We start from the raw sequence: 23,657 nt of genomic DNA on the forward strand, positions 1-23,657 counted from the left end.
CTTAAACGTATAATATATTTTGCTCCGTATCCATATCGAACAGCTTGATTCGGTCCATATCCGCATAAACCGGTAAACGGCCGCCGGATTCTGCTTTAACATTGGGACTTAACCGTACACATATCTCCTCCCTGCTAATTCGGCCATGGAAAAGTATTTCCGCCCCAAGGACTTCTTTCATATCCACATCCAAAAGAAGCTTCTGTTCTTCTGGTCCTTCTTCATGGAAATCCTCAGGCCGGATTCCCAGGTACACACGCCTTCCCACATAACCGCCTTCCACCAGCCGCTTCGCGCAGATTTCATTGGCAAAGAGTTTGTTTTTGCCAAATTCCAGGCAGATCTTCTCTGCTCTCCGCTCTACCCAGACAGGCAGGAAGTTCATGGAGGGGGAACCGATAAAGCCTGCCACAAATTTATTGACCGGATTCTGGTAAATGTCATTTGGAGCTGCGGCCTGCTGGATCACCCCGCTGTTCATGACTACGATCCTGGTACCAAGGGTCATTGCCTCCACCTGGTCATGGGTAACGTAAATGATGGTTGCACCCAGTTCTCTGTGGATTTTAGCAAGCTCTACACGCATCTGTACCCGCAGCTTTGCATCCAGATTGGATAGAGGTTCGTCCATCAGATATGCTTTGGGCTGGCGGACAATAACGCTTCCGATGGCAACCCGCTGCTTCTGCCCTCCAGATAAGGCAGAAGGCTTCCGGTCAAGCAAGTGGCTGATATGAAGGATTTCCGCCGCGCGGCCGACTCGTTTCTCTATTTCTTCCTTCGGGACTTTATGTACTTTTAAGCCGAAGGCCATATTCTGGTAGACCGTTAAGTGGGGATAAAGAGCGTAAGACTGGAATACCATGGATAAGTCCCTGCTTTGGGGGCTTGTCATATTCATGAGCTGTCCGTCTATCCACAACTCACCGGAAGAAATGTCTTCAAGCCCTGCGATCATGCGAAGTGTCGTAGACTTCCCGCAGCCGGATGGTCCGACCAGGATCAAAAATTCCCTGTCTTTAATATCAAGATTAAAATCCTTTACAACGGTGAGTCCGTTTTTATAGGTTTTGCACACATTTACAAAAGACAAACTTGCCATAGATCACGATTCCTTTCTGTATATCTAAAACTCATTTTATAGAATTGATGTAAAATGAAAAAGAAGCTTTTCGTAAAATGAATGTAAATCATAGTATTGACGCACAAACGATCAAAGGCTATAATAAACTAGATTTATGAAGGAGGCATAAATAACAATAGCAAAGCTAAGCGCCATGCACCAGTTGATGCGATCGTGAACATTTTTCCATGGAAAAATGGCATCAAGGGTTGACGAGGTGAAGGGTTATCGAATATTCGGCGGATGCCCTTCCATGCCCTCCGGGCGTGTATCCTACGTGAAATATGCAGGTAACTGCAAAACAAACGCGTTGGAACCGGGGACTTAAAACAGAATGTAATAAAACAGCTGCCGTTTTTAAAATTTGGAGCCAGACGGCTTGTTTTTTGTTTACCATTTTTAAGGACGAGTGCAGACATAAAATGAAAATTTAAGGAGATTGTGAAACTATGTGTGGAATTATTGGATATACAGGACCATTAGACTCTAAAAGAATATTGCTTGATGGATTGTCCCAGCTGGAATACCGGGGGTATGACAGCGCAGGTATTGCTCTTTTTATGGAGAATTCTCATACCCGTCTGATCAGACATATAGGAAAAGTATCTAATTTAAAGGAAGAATGCAAAGGAATCACAGAGGTATCCCATTGCGGTCTTGGACATACCAGGTGGGCAACCCACGGAGGTGTAACGACCCAGAATACCCATCCCCATCAGGCCGGGCGGATTACCCTCGTTCATAATGGCATTATAGAAAATTATCATCAGCTCACTCTGGATTTTCATCTTGAAGGAAAACTCCGCTCTGAAACAGACAGCGAGGTGGCTGCCTGGGTTCTGGAGAGCATTTATCAGGGAGATCCGGTGGAAGCTATTTCAAAATTTGCTGCTTATTTAAAAGGCTCTTACAGCTTTTGCGTGATGTTTGAGGATCATCCCGGTGATATCTTTGCAATCCGTAACATCAGCCCCCTGGTAGTTGCCTATACAAGATCCGGTTCATTTGTAGCTTCGGATTTAACTGCCCTCATTCCATATACCAGGCAGTATTTCGTGGTTCCTGAGAATCATATTGTAAAACTCACCTCCTATAAGGTACATCTCTATAACCTGGAACAGCAGGAAGAAGTACCGGAGCTGATGGAGGTAAACTGGAACATGGATGCAGCCATGAAGAACGGATTCCCCCATTTCATGCTGAAAGAGATCCACGAACAGCCGGAGGCCCTAAAGAACACCATATTGCCGCGCCTGGTTAAGGGGCTGCCGGACTTTGGCGATGACGGCATACCGGATACAGTGCTGAAACAGTGTAATCAGGTTCATATCGTGGCCTGCGGCACCGCCATGCACGCAGGGATGGTGGCAAGGGCTCTTATGGAGCCGCTTCTTCGGATCCCTGTTACAGTTTCCATTGCTTCTGAATTCCGATATGAAGATCCGCTCATTGATCGTAACACTCTGGTCATCATCATATCCCAGTCAGGGGAGACCATTGATACCCTGGCGGCTTTGCGGCTGGCGAAGGCCTGCGGTGCTGCTACTCTTTCTGTGGTCAATGTAAAAGGATCTACCATTGCCAGGGAAAGCGATTATGTTCTATATACTCATGCAGGCCCGGAAATTGCGGTTGCCAGCACCAAAGCATATTCTGTTCAGCTTGCAGCCCTTTATATGGTATGCTGCCGGATGGCCTTTGTCCGGGGAAATTATGACCATGAGGAAGCCGAAGACTTTATAAAAAAGCTGCTTGATGCCATACCGGCCATGGAGGCTATGATTGAAAAAAGGGAAGAGGTAAAGGCCTTAGTAACACACTTAATCAATAAGCCGGACGCCTTTTTTATCGGGCGTGGCCTTGACTACGCCTTCTCATTGGAAGGGGCCTTGAAATTAAAAGAAATTTCCTATATTCATGCGGAAGCCTATGCTGCAGGGGAATTAAAACACGGGACTATCGCTCTTATAACAGATCAGATTCCGGTTATAGCCATTGCAACACAGGAGAAGATTTTTTCAAAAACCATCTCCAATATCCGGGAAGTAAAAGCAAGAGGTGCATTTGTGATTTTATTAACAAAGGAGAGATCAAAGATTGAGCCTGGGATTGCTGATGTTCAGATCAATATTCCGGAGATCGGCGACCGGTTCACGGTATTTCCAATCGCAGTTGTTCTTCAGCTTATAGCGTATTATGCTTCTGTAGGAAAGGATCTGGATGTGGATCAGCCTAGGAATCTGGCGAAGTCTGTGACGGTTGAGTAATCTCATGGGAAAAGAAAAAAACATGAGGGGTGCGGCCTTAGCCGTATCCCTCATGTTTTTATGGAGTTAATCTAATATTTACAACATGATAAAGCTAAATTCTTTCCCATCAGTTTTTAAGAACCGGCAGAAAGGATTCACCGTTTTGCGGAGCGTCTGTGCTAAAATAATCACATACGGTTGCGCCAATATCAGACAGAGTTTTTCTCCTTCCCAGCCTTCTTCCTGTTATTCCTTTTTTATAAACGAGAAGGGGGACGCACTCCCTGGTATGCTTACTGTGACCGATACTGGGATCATTTCCATGGTCGGCCATGATCACCAGAATGTCCTGGGAAGTCAGCTCCGGTATAAGCCTGCTGATTCCCTGGTCTGCGATTTCTAAGATCTTTTTATAAACCATGGTGGACTGGGAATGTCCGGCTAAGTCTGTTTCCTGCACATTGGTGCATAAAAAGCCCTGATTCATGGCTACTGTTTCCCGAAAGGTAAGGTCCATCACTTCCTGTGTTGGTACGCCGGAAATGCTCAGCCCTCTGTCATTGGATACAATGTCCGCTACTTTTCCAATCAGAGTACAGTCATACCCTGCTTTTGTGAGAATCGTGGGGGCCTGTACATTTTGATCCACTCCATAGCCTAAGTGTCTGCACTGGTAGCCATGGTCGTAGGACTTAGATTTTGCAGATGCAATACCGATGAAACGGCCTTCTTTCACCTCTTCGGCATTCCAGAGGTCCTCCATGGTATTTCCGGTTCCGCCAAACACAATCACACGGCCTACGGTTACTACTTCCCTTACCTTTTTGGCTATGGCATACTCCTCTTCAAAGGAGATCAGATCCAAAGGAGCCGTTACATTGTAACACATCCCTAAATCCGCTTCCAGATTATCTGCTACGGTTACGTAATGGTCTACCAGTAAATAGCGCAGCCCCTGCCGTTCTATGACCTGTACCTGATGTCCATTTGACTCCAGGTGTGCTTTTACTGTATCTGCTTTCTCCTGAAAGGGATGGACTTCTGGTTTCTTTGGAAGTGTTCCCATTATTTCCTGATGGCCCATAAACGTATCTGCCCCAAAATGCATGAGCTCGCAGCTTCCGAAATTGGCTTCAGGTGAGAATTTCATGAAGGCACTTTCCTCTCCGTAGGCATTCATGAGCCCCAGCCTTTCCAGTGCCGGGAGTTTTAGATCAGGGTAGTCTTTCAGAATGCTTCTAAGGGTATCAGCCTTTTCATCTCCCGGCCTGGCAAGACGTGCATCTTCCATAGCTCCAATGCCGAATCCATCCAAAACGATGACAATCAATCTTTTTTTCATAACTTTTTCCCCATGCTGTCATATATTCCAACAATTTGCGGTTTTTTCTTTTTCAATCCTTCTATCAGCACCACATCCGACCGGGTGACAAAGATCTGATAACGGAATGCCATGACCACAGTATCTCCTACCGTTCCTTCATTCGTCAGGCCGAAATGGTAATCAATGCTTTCATTGGAAGGCGGAATAACATCCATTTTTGTATAACTATCAAAAGAGGTCCCAACCAGAGCAGACGTTACATGGGAACGCCGGTAATAGCCGCCGCCGTAACAATAAGCCTGCCCGTTAAAATTATGGGATATCTCACTTACATAAGTAACACACGGGATTTCCTCCAGCATATGGTATGCATGTATAGGAGTTGTACCGGTCAGGCCATGGCCCGGTTCTGCACAGTTTCCTCCCATTTCTTTGATCTTGCTTAGAGCGTAGGTACAGGTGCCGGAAGGCGTATTGATGATGGTTACGGGAACTCCGCACTCCTTTAAAATATTAGCTGCATGTATTACGGTATCCATGTTATTGGTAGGGATCAGGTCATGGGCGGCTTCTTCATATAAAAAGCAGGGGAAAGATGTGACACCTGCAATTTTTACACAGGGATACTGCGTTTCGACCCGTTCTGTAAGATCTTTTAACACATCAATATGGAACCCTGCAGTCTGCCCCGAATAGATCATATCCGAATCGTTAGTAACACGGAGAATGATCTCCTGGGAAAGCCCCAGTTTCTTTGCCGCCTGATGGATCTGACTGATTTTTTCTTCGGAATATACCGTGATCATCTGAGGCTGGTATGCTACGATCTCCTCTACCTGGGCAGTAGGAATCTGTACCAGATGCCCGACGTTTGCGATCGGGATCTGGTGATCCATCATAACTTTAGCTTCTTTATAATCCACTACAACGGCCCCTTCGTAGCCCAGTTCTACCAGTTTCCCTGCCAGATAGGGATTTCTTCCGGCCTGCTTCAGCATGAAGAACAACCGGACCTCCTTCTCCTTTGCTTCTTTTAACATGAAAGATGCATTATCCAGAAAGGTATCCACGTCTATCACATAAGAATCCGGTTGGATCAGCCCGCTCTGATGAAGCTCAAAGGAGGCTTTGATCAGTTCCGGGTTTCGCTTTAAGGTCTGCTCTAAAAACATTTATATCACTCTTTCTACAGCTTCTTTTATAATGTGCATAATGGTATCCGCCCCGGACCGCATCGGGTTGATCCGGATCATGCGGCTTTCCAGTGTTGGATCCGCACTCCGGAAGGTACCGGATACCCGGTAAAACATGGGAACCAGCTCATATTTTGATTCTGCTCCCACTGGATTCGGTGCTGCTCCCAGCTTTTCGGCTTCCCTAAGTACTTTTTCTGCAATGTTTTCATAAAACTCAACCAAAAGTACTTTTGACTGGGCATTTGCCAGAAATGCCTGTTTTACCTGAGGAATCTCACCTGCGTTCAGCCGTTTTACACATGCTTCATTTACCTGGGCCTGGATGGCCAGGGCCACAGGCGCATAGACAAGGCCGTGGAGCACATCCAGGGCTTCATGACCCTGAACCTTCATGCCTCCCGAATAACTTTCTTTCACTAACTTTTCAATATAACATGCCTTTCCTACGATAATGCCTACGCCTTCCGGGCCCAACAGCTTAAATGAGGAAAAGCAGGAAAGGTCCGCGCCGCACTGGATGCCGATCCGGCTCACTTTCATAGCGGCATAGTTATCATCGGTTAATATGGGAATATCAATGCATTCCTTAATTGTTTCGATCACCTGGGCTATGTCATAACTGTCATCCGGCTTTTGCCTTGTGTATTGGATGAGAGCGCCTTTCATATCATTGTTTTCTTTTATCACCCGGCGGATATCGTCCGGATCATTATAATCTGCCTCTACAGTCGGAATGTATAACATTTCCAGAGATGTGGCAGTCGTGCTGTAAACAGGAGCCTTGTGTACCAGGATTTTTTCTGCCGGTTTTAATATGCTGTGGAGTCCCATTCTTATAGCCCCGCTTCCGGCTCCTCTTACCAGGATACAGGCTTCCCCATCAAACAGATCCGCAATCACCCGTTCCGCTTTTTTTGTGGTTAACGGCTTATTAAGCCCCGGAACAACCCCTAAATCTCCACGATTTAAAATCTCGCGGCCGCTGAATGATTTTGTGATACAATCAATTACTTTAAACTGCAGTCTGGCGGCCTCCTCTACTGAGATGCTGGATAACGGATAGGTCTGCATTTTATCTTCCTCCTTATTTCAAAATCCGGTCCGGATTATTAATCAGCAGCATATCGATTTGTTCCTCGGATAATCCATAATCCCGAAGCATGGGAAGAAAGGTTTCAAACAGATAAGCATAACCCAAACCTCCCCATGCCTTTAAATGAGATTTTCTGGTAATATCCATAGATAAAACCACCTGCCCCAGGAAACCTTCTTTTGTGATTCGCTTTAACGTTTCTGCGCGGAACCGGTCTGGACAGTAATTATTTTTTCCTACAGTATCAAATCCGATATTGACGCCTTCCTTCAGAACAGAAAGAATGTAATCCGTGTCCTGGGAAAGGTCTAAATGGCCGATAATAATCTTTTCCGGCCGTATCCCGGCATTTTTTAAATATATGGCCTGTTCCAAAGCCATTGTTCCAAGGGTTGTATGGGTAGTTACTACGGAACCGGTGCGCACCGCTGCCAAAGCCATGGAATGAAACACCTTTTTTTCCATATCCGTCATGGTGCTTTTGCTGGTCCCAAACTCTCCTATGACCCTTGCTTTGATGCCGGAATCCCCTATTCCTTCCGTCAATTCCTTCTCTGCCATTGTGGCAAGCTCTGTTTCCGACATGGAATACACAAAATCCGGAAGAAACGGCTCTTTATAAAAACCGGTCGACTGCAGGATCCGGATGCCGGTGGCTTTTTCCATACGGCTCACGTATTCCGGATTCCTTCCCATACCCATATTCGTCACATCCAGAATGCGCCTGACTCCTAGCTGATACAGACAGCAAAGCTCGCTTTTCGTTTCCTCAAAACAGTCCAGCCGGCAATCCTGGTCTTTTTTTACCCCGGATAAGTCTATGGTAATGTGTTCATGCATCAAAGTATAACCTTTTTCCATGTTTTGTCTCCTAATGATTCAAGGGGATATGCTTGCATATCCAGTTGATACCCAGTTAAGCGGGGCAAGCTGTTCATAAACGCAAGGTTGAAAGACATTTTTCTTTTAACCTTTGCCTTAAAGGGACAAAGGGAGAATTACTCTCACTTTTGGCCCGTCGTTTCTTCACTAGAAATACATATCAAAATTCATAAAGTACCGTTCGATCAGCTGGGATCTTTTACAGACCAGCAATCTTACCTTTCGGAACATTGCTTCAATGTCCTCCTTTTTACTTTCACAGATCAGAACGGTACAGCACCCCAATTCAGTGGAAGGAACGGTCAGTGCGGATTTTCCGCACATATTGACCACCCGCATCAGCCCTTTTCCTGAACGAGCCTGGCATTTTTCTGTTTCCTTATCAAAATGGCCGTAAATGCTGTCTCCCATGGCATTCACATCCACCGGTCCTTCCCTTGAGATCAGGATGGTTCCCGGCCTTATGATTCCGTTTAAGTATTGGATCAATGGTTCCCGGCCCCCATAAATATCCGGCTGGCCATCGTTTGGTACCTCTTTCCATTCCCAACCGGCATTCTTATCATCGGAATCCTCTGTCAGGCTTATTCCAAGCAATGGGTCCAAAACCTGTTCCAGGGTCTTTAAATCTCTGGTAATGGCCCCAATGCTGGGGGAAAATAGGATTCCATCAGTGGAAGCTTTGGAATGCTGCCTCATATGATCCTGCTCAATTAACGGAGAGATAAATCCATAAAGATTGAGCGCAGCGGCAGGTGCCAGTACACTGCCGCCGCCGTCTGTTCCGATTCCGGCATCATTGATTCCATAGAATACATTGAGGGCCGTACCGCTGCTGGAGCCGGTCATCCATTTTCCTGTAATGGGATTGATAAGCTGTAAATCCACCGCTCTTCCGCCTAAAGCCATTTTATCGGCGGTATGAAATAAAAAGCCATTTTCATTAAGACGTTCTTTTAGTTTCCCGGGAATGACCGGAGTATCCTTGATACCGGTATACCAGGCAAACCCATATTTTTTCTGAGCTGGAGCAACCAGGTCAATGACGCGGGGATTTACCTTGTTTACAGTGCAATAGGGATTTTTAAGTGCCAAAAATGTTTTCTTTGCATATGTTTCAAGTCTTTCCATATCAATTCCCAGCTACTTTGCCACCGGGACTGCAATGAGACCGATAATGAGAAGCAGGTTCAGCAGCACTCCGAATGCGATACAGGCCACAGGACCGACCGCCAGGTCAACAATCGGTTTTTTCGCTTTCTTATTTAAAAGGAAGGCCCCGATTACAAACAGTGCTCCGATTCCAGTGTACCCGGAAGAGGAAACAGCCATTTTTTCAGCAGCAACGATACCGCCTGCAAGCAAAGAAATTTCCAGAACCTTGTTCATGGATGTTCTCACATACTCTCCCATATCTTTGACTCCCGGGAATTTATCCATGTATTTTGCAAAAATGTTGATCAGGAAAATCTCTGCCACCATGACTGCAAATCCGAGTACAAAGGCAAAAAACGGGTTTCCATGGAGGAACAGTCCGACTACAAATACAAAGGTACAGCCAGCCGCACCATACACACCTGTCACAATGGCTGTAGTAAATACCAGAGGTATGAAACCAATGGCTCTTGCGAGTGCGGTTAATCCGGCGTTGCTGTATTCCTGGTTAGCTAAAAGGGCCAGGGAAGCGGGATCGCCGGCGATAATGGCAAGGCTGGTTCCGGATGCGATCAGACCGCCCATAACAGCCAGCAGCAGCCAGTTTTTACGAATTCGTAAAATGTTGCCCTCAAAACCCTGGATCAGCCCTTCATTGGCATGCTCCGTACCTTTCTGCTGAGCAGCATAAACGATCATCATTATCATACCTGCAAGCATTGCCATGCCTTCTGCATTTAAAGAAACCTTGCCTGCTCCAATAGGAAAGGTACCGAATTTTTTTACAAGGAAATATACAAGTAAGGTTATAATTGCGGCGGTCAATCCTTTTTTAAAGCCATGCTGGTAAGCGATGCCCACTGCCGGGAATATGGCAAATGCAACTGTTATATAGCCGGAAACACTTCCTAAGTCACTGGTGAAGTTATATGGCATATAGCTGAACAGTTTTACAACAAACTCAAGACCGGCCAGAATCGCCAGGCCGTAAGCGGCTCCAATGACAGCGGAAAGGATCATCCCGTTCCTGCTGTTATTGCAGAAAGATCCGATGATATCAGTAGTTAACAGCAGGCAGTGGATCAAAATAATGCTTGCTGCAATGGATGTCGGTATACCAAAACCGATGACCAGGCCGAAACTGATGGCAAAACTCATGGCCGCCAATTCTTTTCGGTTGATCTCGCCGTTAAAATACTGCCCCACAATTGGCCGGAAACCGTCATTAAATACTGCAATCCCCTGATTGGATAAAACGGAAGCCAGCGCCCCAATTAATGCAATAACTATGTATTTCATACCTATGAAACCTCCTCTTTCTCAATGATTGCCTGAAGCAAAATAGGAAGGACCTCTTCTTTGTGCTGTGCTGTAAATCCAAATGCTTTTTTCCCCTTTTGTACCTCTTCCCTGATAAAATCTCCGCTCTTTACATTTCCTGGCATGGAAATCGTAGAACAAAGCCCGGAACCCAGCATGGCCATAGCCATAGCCAGCGCTCCGCCGCCGCCAGTATTACAGGCACCTACATAATAATCATACGTTCCGTTTTTCACGCCCAGTGCAGCATCCAGATCCCCCTTGATCTCGATTTCTGCCCGGCCGTTCATCTGCAGGGATACCAGTCTGGCAATTTCTTCCTTGTCAATCTGACCACCAACCACAATCTTCATTGCTTCTATCCTCCTTTTATCCTTGTATCATTTCTTAAAAAGACCATTCGGCCCTGATACCTTATTATGAAAGCAGATTGCATAGATGAACGGTCAGGAAATTCCGCTCTGCTTCCGGGAACTGGATATCTGTTTCCTTTAACAGTTCCTCTTTTAACACTTCCGCTCTTTGGTAAACCGGCTCCTTTTTTATTCCATCGAGGAGCGTATTATCCAGAGGGTGCTCCACAACCCCGTCTAAAACTCTTTGTCCTGCCATGGCCAGATGGGTAATGAACATTGCCGCCTTATCTTCCTCTGTGTCAGGTTTTTCTTCCAGGATCCGTTCCACTGCTTTTCTGGAATAATCCGCAACCTTTTTGCAGATCACATGATTTTCCTCCAGAATGTCCAGACGCTGGTTTAACATATCTCTTAAATCCATTGGATTCCCTCCCAATCTCAATATACATTATTTTGTACTTTGCTTTAAAAAAGACAACTTTTAAAAATATGGTTCTCTTTTTTTCTCCCTTACCTCCCGGATGATCTCCACAACCTTCGGTACACTGACATACTTTTCTAATAGTGCCTTTAGATATTCATCCTCCTTTCTGATAACCATTACAGCCGTTGAAAACAGGTTGTTATAATCAGATTCGTCTAAGAAAACTACGTTCAGCGATTTGTACTTATGCTCCAGAATATCGTCATAGTTCCATACACCTGCATCTATGATACCATCCATCAAGGCGCCTACGGTCTGCTGGGTCCGGATTGGAACCAGAGTAACCTTTTTGCCGTGTATAATATTTTTAGTAATGCAGCTCTGGTCAATGGAGCTGCTGTCATATGCGACCCGCATACCATCCTGAATGCTTTCATATTTGGAATCCCCTAAAAGAAGCACGTGCCTGGAAAGAAAGCTGCCCGGGCCAAAATTAATTGCCGCTTCAATCTGCTTTCCTTCTCTTATGGATTGTTCCGCCGCATACTGGGAGCAGATAGCAAACTGGTAGGTTCCTGATTCCACCAGATCAATACGTCCTACTGCACCTCTGGCGTAAGCCATATTAAAGTTAAGCGGTGCAAACTGGGTATACATGGCCGTGGCGAAACCTTCATAAGTCACGGAATAGGGAAGAGGCATGATCCCTAGAATTTCTTTGCGCATACAGTTTTCCTGCAGCTTCTTGTAATCAATCTCTTTGATGCAGGTTCCCTGATGCCCATGATTCTCCAATGTCACAGCATTGCACTCTTTTAAACAGGCAAATGCGTTCTGAATGGTCCCCCTGGATACCCCGAATTTATCCTGATACTCTGAGATCGGCAGAATCCGGTCTCCTGCATTCCGGGACATTAAATCCAACGCCAACAGATTTTTTACCAGACCTATTTTTTGATATAGGTTTCCTGCTTCTAAACAATTGTTTTTCATGAGTTCACTCGCTTTTACCAATTTACATTATTTTGTATATTCAAACAATATCATATGATATGTGCAATGTCAACAATATTATTTCTTGTATTTTTATTTTATGTACAGAAAACACAAATCAAGGTACAAAAAAGGCGGGCATTTCCGTTGTATCATAGAAATGTCCGCCTTTATTCAATTCAATAATAATACATCTGCTATAAAAGGAGATTAATCCGTTAACGGTTCGCCTTATTCCATTCCATTTTTGCATCAACAAAATTGTGGATCAGCTTAACGGTTCCATCTATCCCTACGGAGCTTCGATTAATGCATAAATCGTAGCTTCTTACATCTCCCCATTTTTTATTGGAATAGTAATTATAATAGCTGGAACGTTTTTTGTCCGTTTTGACCATAATATCCTTGGCTTTGGTATCGTCAACATGATAAAGTTCTTTTAAGGACTTAACCTTGTCTTCTTCATCGGCAGTAATAAACACGGAAACAAGGTTGGGATAATCCGCCAGAGCATAATCGGCACATCTTCCAACGATTACACAGGATTCTTCATCCGCCAGCTGTTTGATGGTATCAAACTGTGCTAAAAAGATCTTATGATTAATTGGCATATCCATGTAACCAGAGGTCGTGAATCCCATGGAATATGTATCCATCACAAGGGAATACAGAAAACTGTTGGTTGGCTTTTCATCATGGGTCTTGAATAATTCTTCACATAACCCACTGTTTTTTGCTGCAAGTGCCAAAAGCTCCTTGTCATAGCATTTAATGCCCAGTTCTTCTGCCAATTTCTGTCCGATGATTTTTCCAGAACTTCCGCATTGTCTTCCAATTGCAATTACTAAATTTCCACTCATATAGACAGCTCCTTCCGGTATCTTATAGTTATATTATACCTTAAAATTTCTGAAAAATCTAGATTTATATTTCGATTTAACTGTTTTTTAGAAGATGTCTTATGGTTAGCCTGTTAAGTTAACCGCAGTTTTCTCAATAGTTCTTCAAAATAGTCGGGAAGAGGCGCTGTAAATTCCATATATTCACCGCTTCTGGGATGGATGATTCCCAATACGCCGGCATGAAGCGTCTGTCCGGTAAGACGGAATGGGCACTTTGCGGGGCCATAGACAGAATCACCTAAAAGAGGATGGCCTATGCTTGCCATATGGACGCGGATCTGATGAGTCCGGCCCGTCTCAAGCTGGCATTCAATATAGGTAAACTGCCGAAACCGTTCAAGGACGCGGTAATGGGTTACCGCTTCTCTTCCATTTTTCTCATTGATGCTCATCTTTTTCCGGTCTATGGGATGGCGGCCAATGGGGGCGTTGATCGTCCCCTCGTCATCCTTTAGGACTCCGTGTACGATTGCAGCATATTTTCTGGTAATAGAATGTTCCTTCAGCTGCTCGGAAATGGAATTGTGAGCCATGTCATTTTTACATACAATAAGAACCCCGGTGGTATCCATATCGATCCGATGGACGATACCAGGGCGCATAACTCCGTTTATTCCGGATAACTCACTGCGGCAATGAAACATCAGTCCATTGACCAGTGTTCCGCTGTAATGGCCTGCAGCGGGATGAACTACCATCCCTTTTGGTTTATTAATGAGAATGATATCCTTATCCTCATAGACAATATCAAGGGGGATTTCCTCCGGCATGATTTCCGGTTCCCTTATTTCAGGAAGGGTCAGGGAAATCCGGTCCCCTGCATTTACTTTATAATTGCTTTTTACCGGTTTTTCTTCAACCAGCACGGATTGTTCCTTTAAAAGCTTCTGAAGATAGGAACGGGAAATGTCCTGGCATTGGTCGGATAAATACCGGTCGATCCGGACACCGGCTTCCTCAGGAGCGACAACAAACTCTTGACTCAACCCAGCTCCTCCTTTTTATGAAAGGAAAGACAGGATAAGTCCTCCTCTTTGTAATAAAACAGAAACAGGAGCATGAAGGCGAACATGGAAACCGTAACGTAACAATCCGCAACATTAAAAATCGGAAAATCGATCAGCTTGAAATATAAAAAGTCTACCACATAGCCTCTTAAAAAGCGGTCGATCATATTTCCCACCGCTCCTGCCGAAAGAAACATGGCAATAAGGTGCAGCGGCAGGTATTTTCTATCAGCAGGCATACGGCTGACCGCAAAAGCCGCTGCTGAAAGCACTAACAAGGCAACCAGCAGGAAAAACGCCTGTTTTCCCTGAAGCATTCCAAACGCTGCCCCCCGGTTTTCGGAATAATAAAGTTCAAATACTCCATTCCAGATGACTAAGGGAGGACGATTCATGAGATGCTTAACAACAAGAAGCTTTGTCCATTGATCCAGTCCAATGGAAAGAAAGAAGCCGATGATCATCCCAATGATCAGTTTTGTTTTTTGATTCATGAAAATCTCCTTAAGTTAAGATATGGCGAAGCGATTCTGCCATTTCCGTATCAGTGACAGTCTTGCAGGTGAAGGCTTTACCAATCTGTTCTAACAGAATAAACCGGATGGTGCCGGAATCCATTTTTTTATCACTTTTTGTTGTGAGTACAATAGTTTCAGCAGAAAGCCCGCTTACAGAAACAGGCATGGCAAATTGCTCCATAACTGTTAAAAGTTTTGGAAGTTCTTCTGAACGGATCATTCCTCTATTGATGGAAATCGCCATGGCAGCGATGCAGCCAAGTCCTACACAGTGGCCGTGCACAAGCCGAAAATCCGAAAGCTTTTCAATGGCGTGTCCCAGGGTATGGCCCAGATTTAAAAGAGCGCGCTCTCCCTGTTCTGTTGGATCCTTTTCCACCACATCCCGCTTGATCTTGTTGCTCACAAGAACCATTTCGCTTAACACTGTTAAATCCCTGCTATGGATTTCAGCGGCATGCTCCATAAGCCATTGGTAATAGGAGGCATCTTTGATCAGTCCATGCTTGATTACCTCTCCCATTCCTGAGGAAAATTGTTCTTCTGAAAGAGTTTTTAAGGTGGCGGTACTTGAATATACCAGCTTCGGCATATGGAAGGCTCCTACCATATTTTTGTAGGAATCAAAATCAACGCCGGTTTTTCCGCCGATGCTGGAGTCAACTTGAGACAGCAGGGTTGTAGGCACCTGAATAAAGGATATTCCCCGCAGATAGGTGGCCGCCCCAAAACCGCATAAATCTCCCACAACTCCTCCGCCCAAAGCAAGCAGATAGTCATGGCGGTCAAATTGTTTTACAATAAGGGCTTCATATAAGTTCCTGACGGTATCCAGATTTTTGTTTTCTTCTCCGGCAGGGAAAATAAAATGTTCTGCTTTTTTGCAGCAGGCAGAAACAATCGATTCTACTTCCTCAAGGTAAAGAGGTGCCACATTGGAATCCGTGACAATACAAACCTTGCGTTCTCCCAGGTTAAGCTTTTTCAGTTCTTCTTTTAGTCCGTCAAACCCAGTTTCCATGACAATCTCATAAATGAAGGCACCGTTCATGTGTACCGGAATTCTATATCCCATGGTATTTTCCTCTTTTCTGACTGTTTTTTGAACATCCAGGTATGCTGCAGGCGTTCCTCTTTTCTGTCCATGTTTTTTGACATCCGGGTATGCCCGCAGGACATTTTACTGCTGTATTATTTTTCTCCTATATCATGGAAGAAAGCAAACAATCTTCCGTCCCGTTTCCTGCATTGCAATGCTGCAACGATTTGAGGAAACGTGTGATGTGGAAAATCGTCTGCTTGTACCATTCAAAGAAATGTATGATGTCTTGTACGGAACATCTGTTATAGGCGTAAATTCATTCCGCCCATATCCAGGCTTCCATTATTTAACAGATCTTGAAAATCACCGGAGAGCTCTACGGATTCCGGGGTCGCTATGAATATGTAATTTGATATTTTCTGTAAATTACCATTCATGGAATAAGTGGCGCCTGAGGTAAAGTCGATGATTCTCTGGGCGACTTCTGTATGGATGCCTTCCATATTGAGGACAACAGCCTTTCCGGCCAGCATATGATCGCAAATTTCCTTAGCATCTTCAATGGAGGTTGGTTTCACCATGGATACCTCCATAATGCGGGACTGCTTCATGGGCACTACTTTAGGGGACCGGGATAGGAAACGAGGCTTTTGATCAAGCTCGTCCTCTTCCTCGTAGTAATCCTCTTCATTCTTTTTTGAGAAAAGGGTTCTCTTAGCAGGTTTATCGCTTTCATCCTCGTAGTCGTCATCTAAATAGTAATCGTCATCATCTGTATCGTTTAAGCGCATGCTATCCATCAGTTTGCCTAAAATGCTCATACTTTATTCTCTCCAATCTTATACCATAGTTCCTGAGTGAAAAAAAATCTTTTCAGGGCCCAGGCATATATTCTCACTTAATTCATGCCCAATCGTGCGGGTAAACGTTACTTCGCATCTCCTTCAATCATTAAGTGTTCATATAATATCTTGTACCGAAAATTCCGGTACCGACTCTTACCAGAGTAGCACCTTCTTCTATGGCAATCTCATAGTCTCCGGTCATACCCATTGAGAGCATATTCATACTAACATTATCAACGTTTTTGCTTTGCATGTCAACATAAAATTGTCTTAATTTTTTAAAAACGGGACGATTTTCCTCAGATTTTTCTACAAAAGGTGCAATAGTCATAAGACCTTTTATCTTTACATGGGGAAGGCTGGCGATTCTACGAAGCGCGCTTTCCGTCTCCCCCAATTTAAACCCATATTTGCTTTCCTCTTCTGCCACATTCACTTCCAAAAGGATGTCCACAATTAAGTTTTTTCTGGCTGCTTCTTCTTCGATCTGCTCCGCCAGGCGGATAGAGTCTACACTGTGGATCAGCACAGTTTTGTCAATAACCTGCTTGACTTTGTTTCTCTGCAAATGTCCAATCATATGCCAGCGGATATCTTCCGGAAGGGCAAGGTGCTTTTCACAAAGTTCCTGCACTTTATTTTCTCCAAAATCCCGGGCACCGGCAGAATATGCTTCTGAAATCATGACAGCGGGTTTTGTTTTGCTTACTGCTATCAGTGTTACTTCTTCCGGATTTCTTCCTGCCCTCTTACAGGCGGCTAATATCCGGTTATTTACTTCTTCCAGATTTTCCCTAACCAAATCAATCACCTCTTATCGATAAATTAATTCCCCTTCATTGACAGTTTCTGCATTGAGAACGATATGATCATATACCGCCAATCCATAGGTCATGTTCTTTTTCACTGTGTAATATTCATCATTGGAAGCCTGCACATCAATCTGTTTAAAGACAGCGTACCCTTTGTTTATATTATAGACGCCCTGAAGGGAAGCGCTTGTCCCAATTTGATAACGTTCCGTGGAATTAGGCTTTACAATATAATCTCCGGCTTTAAAGCCGTCTTCCGTTCCCATTTCGATATAGTAATTATCCCCTTCGGAATAGTAAATCTCGGTAGGGACAAAAACGACTGAGGTCCCGGACCCGGAATACACTTCTTTGTTGAAACCGGTGGACTGGCTGTCTCCGCCCTGGGTAATATAGTCCATGGGGACCAGGTAAAAATCTTTTTTTGTAACAGATGTTACTGGAATCTTTAATCCATCTACCCGGTCGGACACGATTTCAAAATCAACGTACCGGTCGGATGCAAATTGAACCATATATTTATCAAAGTCCAATTTTCCAAAAGATTTTCCATCTGTTCCGGAAAACACGGAAAAGTTTCCAGAAGCTTTTAAATCCCGTCCGGAAAATTCTACGGTTAGGTTTGTTTTGTCTCCATAAGATTTGGCATCTTCTTCCGCCATTGGGAACACAATCGACCATAAATCGGAAGTAATGACTTTATAAACTGGCGAGCCCTTTTCTATAAGGTTTCCTGATTTTGTAAAGGTTTTCGTATAGTTGCTGCGGTTAAACACGGCTTCTGAAACTCCCGATGGCTGAAGTCCTTCATAAGAATCCACTCCATAGGAGACGATGCCTGCCCGGTCTGCTTTTACCTGCTCAAAATTAATACCTGCCTGATCCATCTGGGCTCCAAGGTTGTCCAAAGCATTAAAATTCATATATTCCATGACCTCGGCCTCTAAAGCGTATTTGGCATCATATACAGATCGAAACTGGTCATTGTCATAAGTAAGGCTGAATGTGGTCAGCTGCTTTTTCAGCTCAGCAAGATTTTCCGGGGTCAGTGTAATCTTATCCTCTGAATTCTCCGCCAGAAATGAAGTGAGATTTCCTGTCTCATCAATGGAATAGACCCGGGTGCCGTTCGAAGCCCGTTTTCCTTCCCTTACGTAGTAATTAACATAGCCGGATCGGTCTGCATTTTTAACTTCTTCCTGCCGGAGGATAATTCCTGTGTAATTTTTATTATTGACGATGCTGCCTTCTTGTACTTCATAAAATTGTATCTTATCTCTACGAACATAGGCGAATACACTGAACACCATATAAACAAAGATCAACGCAAAGATGATCATGCCAACATTAATATTCAGAGGCCGCCGGTACCGGATGATTTTTTTATTCTTCTTTGGATGTGCAGCCCGTTTTAATGGCTGCGCTGCCTTTTGTTTAGCCAACCTGACGCCTCCTTTCCTTATTACTGCCCATGCACTCTGGGCATAAAGGTATGCCTTAGGGCGTTTCTTTTAGTATTATAAGAGGAAATACCAAAAAATTCAAGCAAAACAAAGGGGACTGCCGTGCAGCCCCCTTATCTTCATGTATGATTATAATGAAACAACCACATTAGCCCTGGCATTCTCAGGCATATTCTCCGCATCTATGGAAACACTGAGAACAAAGGTTACGTGATACTTTTCACCGATTTTTTCCAAAGTTGCAATGGTTTCAGATATATCTTCCCCTTCAAGGCAGGCCAGCTTTAAAAAGCTATCAAAGAACATCATCTCTAAATCATGATCTTGAGATATAATACCACAGATAAAACCTATAAATCCTTCGCTTGATGTAATCGGATACTCATTGACATTAATGAGGCGGATCTTGTTGCTTAATTCGTACATGTGCTTGGAACTTTTGTCCAGGTAGGCAATAGAACCTGTTGATTCTTTAACAATAGAATTGGCTCTGTCTAACAAATGTTTTGTTTTCCCCTTACCCTTTTTTCCTGCTATTATCTGCACCATAGCAATCTCCTCCTTGCGTTATATAATTTGTATAAAAAGTCTATTCGGATTAATATAATTATAGTACAAATCCATAAGAAAGGCAATGACTATTCTACAATTTTATTCAATATATTTGTCATATTATCGTAAAGGCCTGCATGATTCGGTGCCTTTAAAACAACGGTAATATATTCCCGCTTAGAGGAATCCGAGCTTCCCATGATCAGGCAGCTTCCGGCCGCCTTAGTCGTACCTGTTTTTCCGCCCAGGACGGTAAGTCCTTCCGGCATCTGGCGCTCTCCTGTCATATACCAGTTGGTGCCTTTCCAGGTTGCATTTACTGGTTTTCCCGCTCCATCCTGATAGGTGGTGGTGTACTCAGTTGTACCAACGATCTTGCGAAATTCGGGATACTTTAAAGCTTCATTAAAGATTAAATACAGGTCATAAGCTGTGGTATAGTGATCATCATCGCTTAAACCGTGAGGATTAAGGAAATGAGTGCCTGTAGCTCCAACATTCAACGCTTCATCATTCATCATCTGTGCAAACTGGTCTATCCCTCCGGCCATATGGGTTGCAATGGCAGACCCGGCATCATTTCCGGATGGGAGCATAAGACCATATAAAAGCTGTTCCATAGTCAGCTTGTCTCCTGGCTTTATCCCACATAAAGTAGCCCCGGCTTCCGTAATGACAGCATCTTTGGTCACCGTGACTTCATCTGTTAAATTTCCGTATTTTAAGGCAATAAGAGCTGTCATGGTTTTTGTGATGCTTGCAGGATATAAACGCTCAAAAGGATTCTTTGCAAACAGGACTTTCTTATCCGTTAAGTCAAAGACTGCGGCAGCTTCGGCAGTGACCGCATTGTCCTGGCTGGAAGGATCCTCTGAAACGATACAGAGATCATGAGCAAAGGGTTCTGCTCTGCCAGATACTGCACTGGACTGGTAAAGGGCGGTTCTTTCCGAATACACATAAGGATTGTCCAGTCCCTTCAGACCGGCGCAGCCTGTCAGAAATACGGTACATAAGGCTATGCAGCCTGATTTTACAAAAACTCTTTTTTTCACGGAATCTACCTCTGCTATTTATACATCTCACGCCATTCCATGTCACCGCGCTCCAGAGACTTGATCAAAAGCTCTGCGGTAGCCAGATTGGTTGCAAGAGGAATGTTGTGCATATCACAGGTGCTCATGATGTTTACGATATCCGGTTCATGGGACTTGGGTGTAAGAGGATCCCTTAAAAAGATAACCAGATCGATCTCATTGTGTTCAATCTGGGATCCCAACTGCTGCTCCCCGCCCAGGTGTCCGGCCAGATATTTATGAACATTTAAGTTTGTCACCTCTTCGATCAGACGTCCGGTGGTTCCGGTAGCATATAACATGTGTTTACTTAAAATTCCCCTGTAGGCAATGCAGAAGTTCTGCATAAGTTTTTTCTTTGAATCGTGTGCAACTAGTCCTATATTCATGACGATATACCTCCTTATTAATTACCGATTTTGCGCTGCAGTCCAACATTTAGCACCAGTCCCATACCCATAAAGATGCTGATGAGCGAACTGACTCCCGAGCTGATAAAGGGGAGAGGAAGGCCTGTATTGGGAAATATCTGCGTTGCCACGGCGATATTGGCAAAGGCCTGGAAGCCGATCAAGGCTGCCATGCCGGTACAAATCAGTTTTCCTGACATATCTTTGGTCTTGGATGCCAAATAAAGGCATTCAAATACAACCAAACCAATAAGAACAATGACGATAACGCTGCCTCGAAATCCCATTTCTTCGCCGATAATGGCGAAAATAAAGTCGGTTTCCCCGGCTGATAAGAAGTTTCCATCTTTCACCGATGCAATGGTTGTATTAAAAAGTCCTTTCCCTTGAAGCTGTCCGGAACTGATTGCCATAATTGAATTTTTTTGCTGATACAGATTCTCCGCATACTGCTCTGCATGGGGATAAATCCATGCAAGGATCCGCCGCGCTTGATAATCGTGTATAAAAGGGATCAGTCCTTTGGTCAGCAGAAATATGAAAAGCGCTCCTGCCGGTATTGCAACGGCAAGGACGCCCCCGATCCAGCGGTAACTGATTCCTGCGGAAAATACCATACACAGGATAATAATGGAAACCACAAGGCTGGTGGATAAATTCGGCTCTGCAAAAATAAGGCCGATGGGTATGGCCGCAAGCAAAGCGGCCAGCCCTATCATAATCGGTGTGTTTAACCTTTCCTGGTATTTGTTCCAATACCAGGAAAAGAACACAATTAAACCGATCTTTACGAATTCAGATGGCTGTATCCGTCCGATACCAGGAATATTGATCCATCTGGTGGCTCCTCCAGCCGTATGTCCCATAACAAGAACAGCTCCCAGCAAAATAATGCAGCCCGCATAAATCAGAGCATAAAGCTTGATAATTCTATGATAGTCTATGATGGAAAGCCCAATAGCCAGGGCAAATCCCACCATTACGCCGATAATCTGTTTTGTCACTGTACTGGAATCCTGGTTGGAGGCGCTGGCCACCACAAGAATTCCGATAACGGACAGCGACATCATGTACAAAACTAACCGGTAATTATAGTATTTAAAATTGTAATCAGAAAACATAATCAGTATATCCCCTTATCAGGTACGTCGCGAATAGGGATGTTTGCATAAAGAACCGGAATAAAGCGTTCGCAATCCGGCTGTTTAAGCTTCTTCATCTGTATCTCTATTCTGTCGGAATCTATATCCATGTATCTTGAAACAACACGGACCATATCGTCTTTTATCATCTGCATGATCTCAGGAGAACAATCTGCCTTGTCCGCAACCAGCAAAAGTTTCAGACGATTTCTTGCAATTTCTCCTGAATTCTTCTTGCGGAATACAGGAAGCAGGCTCATGTCACACCCTCCTATGCTCTCTTTAAGAGATGGGAGAGTTTAAAGAACAGGCCTTCACGTACTGCTGGGTTCTGAAGCGGTACGTTTTCCCCGGTAATCCGCCTGCAGATATCCATATAGGCCTGTCCGGCCGGGGTTCCCATACCAACGAGAGGTTCTCCCTGGTTTGTGGAAATGACGATGTCCTCGTCATCCGGCACAGCGCCGATAATATCAACGGCAAGGATGTCCATGACATCGTCCAGAGACATCATGTCTCCCCTTTTCACCATATCCGCACGGATCCGGTTTACGATGAGTTCAATGGCTCCCATGTCAGCGGCATCTAAAAGCCCGATGATCCGGTCCGCATCCCGGATTGCAGAAACTTCCGGAGTGGTAACAACAATAGCTCTGTCAGCGCCTGCAATGGCGTTTTGAAAGCCTTGTTCAATTCCTGCAGGGCAATCCAGCAGGATGTAATCAAACTCTTCTCTTAAATCATCAACCAGTTTTACCATTTGCTCGGGAGTGACTGCCGTCTTGTCCCTGGTCTGGGCTGAAGGAAGTAAAAATAAGTTCGGGTATCTTTTGTCTTTTATCAGGGCCTGCTTCATACGGCAGTTGCCCTCTACCACGTCTACTAAATTGTAGACAATGCGGTTTTCCAGACCCATAACAACATCCAGGTTCCGAAGTCCTATATCAGTATCGATCAGGACTACTTTTTTACCCAGAATCGCAAGTCCGGTACCAACATTGGCAGAGGTTGTTGTCTTGCCTACCCCGCCTTTTCCAGAAGTGATTACGATAATCTCGCTCATACCATATCCTCCTGATTTTTAGGGATAACTTCCTTTTTATATTCTACCTTAGTTTTTGGAATATTTCCACACTTTTTTTCATTGGTTTAATTATGACCTTGTTATTTTCCATGTAAGCCTTCATAGGACCTCTTCCCAGGCGCTTTCCTCTTCCGTCAAGGCCTGAGGTGCAATCTGCGATGCGCAGCTGGATTGGAGCCATATCCAGGGCAGTAATGAGCGCTCCCCGGTTGCCTGCTACACCTGCACATACCGTTCCGGAAAGTTTTCCAAGAACGATCACATTGCCTTTTGCCAAAACCTTTGCACCTTTGTATACATCACCGATGATCACAATGCTGGCTTCGGATTCCAAAGTCTCTCCGCTTTGTAGATTGCCCTTGAAGAACTGCCCTGTCTGGCAGGACAGCTCCATGAGTTTCTCGTTCAGTGCTTTTTCGCAGCGCTCCATACGGTTTATATCCGTATCAACCAGGCAGATGATCTCCACATTGGAGTTTTCCGTGATCTGGTTGATGATTGCGAACTCTTCCTCGGAATTCAGTTCCCGCCCTTCCAGGGTCAGGGTCATTTGTACGGATCCCCAGAATTTCGCATGATCCCCGAATTTTTTCCCAATATCAGATAGAAGCTGAGGGAAGGGGGTGTCTGGGTCCAGGATGACAGTCATACCTGCTCTGTTGCTTTTAATTACTACGGTATTATGCATC

The 23,657-nt window shown here is 44.5% G+C and carries 25 protein-coding genes; 1 reads left to right on the plus strand and 24 read right to left on the minus strand.

The window, feature by feature from the left end:
* Window position 1: 1 nt before the first annotated feature.
* On the minus strand, window positions 2-1,102 hold the full coding sequence (locus BMX69_RS07690) for an ABC transporter ATP-binding protein (RefSeq protein WP_054790735.1): 1,101 nt from the start codon (window positions 1,100-1,102) through the stop codon (window positions 2-4).
* Between the two features lie 470 nt (window positions 1,103-1,572).
* Between BMX69_RS07690 and glmS the strand changes: the two genes are divergently transcribed.
* Window positions 1,573-3,390: a glutamine--fructose-6-phosphate transaminase (isomerizing) gene (gene glmS, locus BMX69_RS07695; RefSeq protein WP_100042031.1), complete on the plus strand. Its 1,818-nt coding sequence runs from the start codon at window positions 1,573-1,575 to the stop codon at window positions 3,388-3,390.
* Between the two features lie 109 nt (window positions 3,391-3,499).
* Here glmS and BMX69_RS07700 read toward each other — a convergent pair whose 3' ends face one another.
* The 23 genes from BMX69_RS07700 to BMX69_RS07810 form a co-directional block, all read right to left on the minus strand.
* Complete coding sequence (locus tag BMX69_RS07700; protein WP_100042032.1) at window positions 3,500-4,714, minus strand: phosphopentomutase; 1,215 nt, start codon at window positions 4,712-4,714, stop codon at window positions 3,500-3,502.
* On the minus strand, window positions 4,711-5,868 hold the full coding sequence (locus BMX69_RS07705) for an alanine racemase (protein ID WP_100042033.1): 1,158 nt from the start codon (window positions 5,866-5,868) through the stop codon (window positions 4,711-4,713). Before BMX69_RS07705 ends, BMX69_RS07700 begins: the two co-directional genes overlap by 4 nt.
* On the minus strand, window positions 5,869-6,963 hold the full coding sequence (locus tag BMX69_RS07710) for an aminotransferase class V-fold PLP-dependent enzyme (RefSeq protein ID WP_100042034.1): 1,095 nt from the start codon (window positions 6,961-6,963) through the stop codon (window positions 5,869-5,871).
* 13 nt (window positions 6,964-6,976) lie between these two features.
* The gene (locus BMX69_RS07715; protein ID WP_100042035.1) at window positions 6,977-7,846 is read right to left on the minus strand and encodes a phosphotriesterase family protein; all 870 of its coding nucleotides are present in this window, start codon (window positions 7,844-7,846) and stop codon (window positions 6,977-6,979) included.
* Window positions 7,847-8,014: 168 nt separating this feature from the next.
* A complete protein-coding gene (locus BMX69_RS07720; RefSeq protein WP_100042036.1) occupies window positions 8,015-8,998 on the minus strand; it encodes an amidase family protein in 984 nt (327 codons plus the stop codon).
* Between the two features lie 12 nt (window positions 8,999-9,010).
* The gene (locus BMX69_RS07725; RefSeq protein ID WP_100042037.1) at window positions 9,011-10,321 is read right to left on the minus strand and encodes a YhfT family protein; all 1,311 of its coding nucleotides are present in this window, start codon (window positions 10,319-10,321) and stop codon (window positions 9,011-9,013) included.
* Window positions 10,322-10,323: 2 nt separating this feature from the next.
* Window positions 10,324-10,695, minus strand: a complete 372-nt coding sequence (locus tag BMX69_RS07730) for a DUF2620 domain-containing protein (RefSeq protein WP_100042038.1) — start codon at window positions 10,693-10,695, stop codon at window positions 10,324-10,326.
* Window positions 10,696-10,759: 64 nt separating this feature from the next.
* Window positions 10,760-11,119 (minus strand): PRD domain-containing protein, encoded by a 360-nt coding sequence (locus tag BMX69_RS07735; protein WP_025233136.1) that lies wholly within the window; start codon window positions 11,117-11,119, stop codon window positions 10,760-10,762.
* 60 nt (window positions 11,120-11,179) lie between these two features.
* Entirely contained in the window at window positions 11,180-12,115 is a 936-nt protein-coding gene (yhfZ, locus tag BMX69_RS07740) for a GntR family transcriptional regulator YhfZ (protein WP_100042039.1), read from the minus strand.
* A gap of 218 nt (window positions 12,116-12,333) precedes the next feature.
* The gene (locus tag BMX69_RS07745) at window positions 12,334-12,975 is read right to left on the minus strand and encodes a cytidylate kinase-like family protein (protein ID WP_100042040.1); all 642 of its coding nucleotides are present in this window, start codon (window positions 12,973-12,975) and stop codon (window positions 12,334-12,336) included.
* Between the two features lie 113 nt (window positions 12,976-13,088).
* Complete coding sequence (locus BMX69_RS07750; RefSeq protein WP_100042041.1) at window positions 13,089-14,003, minus strand: RluA family pseudouridine synthase; 915 nt, start codon at window positions 14,001-14,003, stop codon at window positions 13,089-13,091.
* Window positions 14,000-14,518: a signal peptidase II gene (lspA, locus tag BMX69_RS07755; protein WP_054790734.1), complete on the minus strand. Its 519-nt coding sequence runs from the start codon at window positions 14,516-14,518 to the stop codon at window positions 14,000-14,002. The genes BMX69_RS07750 and lspA overlap by 4 nt, the downstream gene beginning before the upstream one ends.
* A 10-nt stretch (window positions 14,519-14,528) precedes the next feature.
* Entirely contained in the window at window positions 14,529-15,617 is a 1,089-nt protein-coding gene (gene aroB, locus BMX69_RS07760; protein ID WP_100042042.1) for a 3-dehydroquinate synthase, read from the minus strand.
* Window positions 15,618-15,886: 269 nt separating this feature from the next.
* Window positions 15,887-16,405, minus strand: a complete 519-nt coding sequence (locus BMX69_RS07765; RefSeq protein ID WP_100042043.1) for a cell division protein SepF — start codon at window positions 16,403-16,405, stop codon at window positions 15,887-15,889.
* A 130-nt stretch (window positions 16,406-16,535) separates the two neighbouring features.
* Entirely contained in the window at window positions 16,536-17,231 is a 696-nt protein-coding gene (locus BMX69_RS07770) for a YggS family pyridoxal phosphate-dependent enzyme (RefSeq protein ID WP_100042044.1), read from the minus strand.
* Between the two features lie 12 nt (window positions 17,232-17,243).
* A complete protein-coding gene (locus BMX69_RS07775; RefSeq protein WP_242941429.1) occupies window positions 17,244-18,581 on the minus strand; it encodes a biotin/lipoyl attachment domain-containing protein in 1,338 nt (445 codons plus the stop codon).
* 252 nt (window positions 18,582-18,833) lie between these two features.
* The gene (locus BMX69_RS07780; protein WP_025233145.1) at window positions 18,834-19,253 is read right to left on the minus strand and encodes a hypothetical protein; all 420 of its coding nucleotides are present in this window, start codon (window positions 19,251-19,253) and stop codon (window positions 18,834-18,836) included.
* A gap of 89 nt (window positions 19,254-19,342) precedes the next feature.
* Entirely contained in the window at window positions 19,343-20,311 is a 969-nt protein-coding gene (locus tag BMX69_RS07785) for a D-alanyl-D-alanine carboxypeptidase family protein (RefSeq protein ID WP_100042046.1), read from the minus strand.
* Window positions 20,312-20,325: 14 nt separating this feature from the next.
* Window positions 20,326-20,721 carry a methylglyoxal synthase gene (mgsA, locus tag BMX69_RS07790; protein WP_025233147.1) on the minus strand — a complete coding sequence of 132 codons (396 nt, stop codon included), beginning with the start codon at window positions 20,719-20,721 and terminating at the stop codon, window positions 20,326-20,328.
* A 17-nt stretch (window positions 20,722-20,738) separates the two neighbouring features.
* Window positions 20,739-21,863 carry an FtsW/RodA/SpoVE family cell cycle protein gene (locus tag BMX69_RS07795; protein ID WP_100042047.1) on the minus strand — a complete coding sequence of 375 codons (1,125 nt, stop codon included), beginning with the start codon at window positions 21,861-21,863 and terminating at the stop codon, window positions 20,739-20,741.
* A 2-nt stretch (window positions 21,864-21,865) separates the two neighbouring features.
* On the minus strand, window positions 21,866-22,144 hold the full coding sequence (gene minE / locus BMX69_RS07800) for a cell division topological specificity factor MinE (RefSeq protein ID WP_025233149.1): 279 nt from the start codon (window positions 22,142-22,144) through the stop codon (window positions 21,866-21,868).
* A gap of 11 nt (window positions 22,145-22,155) precedes the next feature.
* Window positions 22,156-22,947 carry a septum site-determining protein MinD gene (gene minD / locus BMX69_RS07805; protein ID WP_038284319.1) on the minus strand — a complete coding sequence of 264 codons (792 nt, stop codon included), beginning with the start codon at window positions 22,945-22,947 and terminating at the stop codon, window positions 22,156-22,158.
* A gap of 43 nt (window positions 22,948-22,990) precedes the next feature.
* The gene (locus BMX69_RS07810) at window positions 22,991-23,656 is read right to left on the minus strand and encodes a septum site-determining protein MinC (RefSeq protein WP_100042048.1); all 666 of its coding nucleotides are present in this window, start codon (window positions 23,654-23,656) and stop codon (window positions 22,991-22,993) included.
* Window position 23,657: the final 1 nt, after the last annotated feature.

The organism is Lacrimispora sphenoides JCM 1415 (genome assembly GCF_900105615.1).
Taxonomy (GTDB): domain Bacteria; phylum Bacillota; class Clostridia; order Lachnospirales; family Lachnospiraceae; genus Lacrimispora; species Lacrimispora sphenoides.

Coding starts and splice junctions, on each gene's coding strand:
- BMX69_RS07690 (WP_054790735.1), bottom strand. CDS start 1,102: ATGGCAAGTTTGTCTTTTGTAAATGTGTGCAAAACCTATAAAAACGGA.
- glmS (WP_100042031.1), top strand. CDS start 1,573: ATGTGTGGAATTATTGGATATACAGGACCATTAGACTCTAAAAGAATA.
- BMX69_RS07700 (WP_100042032.1), bottom strand. CDS start 4,714: ATGAAAAAAAGATTGATTGTCATCGTTTTGGATGGATTCGGCATTGGA.
- BMX69_RS07705 (WP_100042033.1), bottom strand. CDS start 5,868: ATGTTTTTAGAGCAGACCTTAAAGCGAAACCCGGAACTGATCAAAGCC.
- BMX69_RS07710 (WP_100042034.1), bottom strand. CDS start 6,963: ATGCAGACCTATCCGTTATCCAGCATCTCAGTAGAGGAGGCCGCCAGA.
- BMX69_RS07715 (WP_100042035.1), bottom strand. CDS start 7,846: ATGGAAAAAGGTTATACTTTGATGCATGAACACATTACCATAGACTTA.
- BMX69_RS07720 (WP_100042036.1), bottom strand. CDS start 8,998: ATGGAAAGACTTGAAACATATGCAAAGAAAACATTTTTGGCACTTAAA.
- BMX69_RS07725 (WP_100042037.1), bottom strand. CDS start 10,321: ATGAAATACATAGTTATTGCATTAATTGGGGCGCTGGCTTCCGTTTTA.
- BMX69_RS07730 (WP_100042038.1), bottom strand. CDS start 10,695: ATGAAGATTGTGGTTGGTGGTCAGATTGACAAGGAAGAAATTGCCAGA.
- BMX69_RS07735 (WP_025233136.1), bottom strand. CDS start 11,119: ATGGATTTAAGAGATATGTTAAACCAGCGTCTGGACATTCTGGAGGAA.
- yhfZ (WP_100042039.1), bottom strand. CDS start 12,115: ATGAAAAACAATTGTTTAGAAGCAGGAAACCTATATCAAAAAATAGGT.
- BMX69_RS07745 (WP_100042040.1), bottom strand. CDS start 12,975: ATGAGTGGAAATTTAGTAATTGCAATTGGAAGACAATGCGGAAGTTCT.
- lspA (WP_054790734.1), bottom strand. CDS start 14,518: ATGAATCAAAAAACAAAACTGATCATTGGGATGATCATCGGCTTCTTT.
- aroB (WP_100042042.1), bottom strand. CDS start 15,617: ATGGGATATAGAATTCCGGTACACATGAACGGTGCCTTCATTTATGAG.
- BMX69_RS07765 (WP_100042043.1), bottom strand. CDS start 16,405: ATGAGCATTTTAGGCAAACTGATGGATAGCATGCGCTTAAACGATACA.
- BMX69_RS07775 (WP_242941429.1), bottom strand. CDS start 18,581: ATGATCATCTTTGCGTTGATCTTTGTTTATATGGTGTTCAGTGTATTC.
- BMX69_RS07780 (WP_025233145.1), bottom strand. CDS start 19,253: ATGGTGCAGATAATAGCAGGAAAAAAGGGTAAGGGGAAAACAAAACAT.
- mgsA (WP_025233147.1), bottom strand. CDS start 20,721: ATGAATATAGGACTAGTTGCACACGATTCAAAGAAAAAACTTATGCAG.
- BMX69_RS07795 (WP_100042047.1), bottom strand. CDS start 21,863: ATGTTTTCTGATTACAATTTTAAATACTATAATTACCGGTTAGTTTTG.
- minE (WP_025233149.1), bottom strand. CDS start 22,144: ATGAGCCTGCTTCCTGTATTCCGCAAGAAGAATTCAGGAGAAATTGCA.
- minD (WP_038284319.1), bottom strand. CDS start 22,947: ATGAGCGAGATTATCGTAATCACTTCTGGAAAAGGCGGGGTAGGCAAG.
- BMX69_RS07810 (WP_100042048.1), bottom strand. CDS start 23,656: ATGCATAATACCGTAGTAATTAAAAGCAACAGAGCAGGTATGACTGTC.